Here is a 1,068-nt window from a genome sequence, read left to right as displayed (position 1 = left end):
GACTGCTTTTCCTCGGCCTCCGCCAGCTGGTCCTTCAGCTCCTCCTGCCGGGCCTGGCTCTCGGCCTGCTCCTGCTTCAGGGCGTCGATCTCGCTCTGGGTCACCGCCCCCGCGCCGCCCATGATCATGGTGAACATGGGCAGCAGGATCAGCAGCGCCATAAATCCAGCCAGCACCGCAACCATCACCCGGCGCTTGTCTACCTTCTGCCTCTTTGGTTGTTTCTGTGTCTTAGCCACGTCGCCGTCTCCTTTTCTGCCGTCAGTCTGCCCGCCTACCAGTTGTAGGCACGGATAAAGGAATTATAGAGATCGGGGAAGCACTCCTCCGGATCCACCCGCTGGCCGTTTTTCCGCACTTCAAAGTGCAGGTGGGGTCCGGTCACGTTTCCTGTGGCTCCCACGTCTCCGATGTACTGCCCCTGGGTCACAATCTGTCCCTCGCTCACCGCCCGATAACTCATATGGGCGTACAGCGTGGTGGTACCGTCTCCATGGTCGATGACCACATATTCACCGTAAGACCAGGTGGAGCCGGTACCCTTTTCCGAGATGATGACCTGGCCGCTCTTGGCCGCCGTGATGGGAGTGCCGGTGGTGGCGGAGACATCGATGCCGGTATGGCTGTGGGGCACATGCGTCACCGGATGGATCCGGTAGCCGAAGGCGGAGGTCAGCTTCAGGTTGCTGGCCGGCAGCGGCCACTGGAACCCGGTGCTGGACACCGGCAGCGTCACATTCTGCTGCTGCCGCTGGGCCTCCAGCTCGGCCTGCTTCTTTTCAATATCCGCCTGGATGGCCGCTGCCGCCTCGTCCTCTGCCTCCAGCTGGCGGTTGACCTCTTCCACGTTCTGGTTGAGCTCCTCCAGCACCTTCTCCGCCTCGGCCACCTTGGCCTGCTGCTCGGCCTTCTTGACCTCCTGCTCCTCCTTCACCGCCTGCTCGTCCGCCCGGGCGCTTTCCAGCTCCGCCTGGAGCCGCTCCAGCTCCTCCCGGGTGGCGGTCAGCTCGTCCATGATCTGGTTGTCATAGTCCATGACGGCGTCAATATCCGCCAGCCGGTCCAGCA

At 62.8% G+C, this 1,068-nt stretch carries 1 protein-coding gene and 1 pseudogene; both read right to left on the bottom strand.

Annotated features, from left to right (window positions below):
- Positions 1-239: pseudogene (locus B5F88_RS19695) on the bottom strand (peptidase M23); the annotation flags it as partial.
- A 35-nt stretch (positions 240-274) separates the two neighbouring features.
- Positions 275-1,068: M23 family metallopeptidase (locus tag B5F88_RS19690; RefSeq protein ID WP_140402233.1), on the bottom strand; the 794-nt coding region annotated here is incomplete at its 5' end.

This window comes from Flavonifractor sp. An306, from assembly GCF_002159455.1.
Taxonomy (GTDB): domain Bacteria; phylum Bacillota; class Clostridia; order Oscillospirales; family Oscillospiraceae; genus Flavonifractor.
This window is presented reverse-complemented; position numbering and strand designations above follow the sequence as displayed.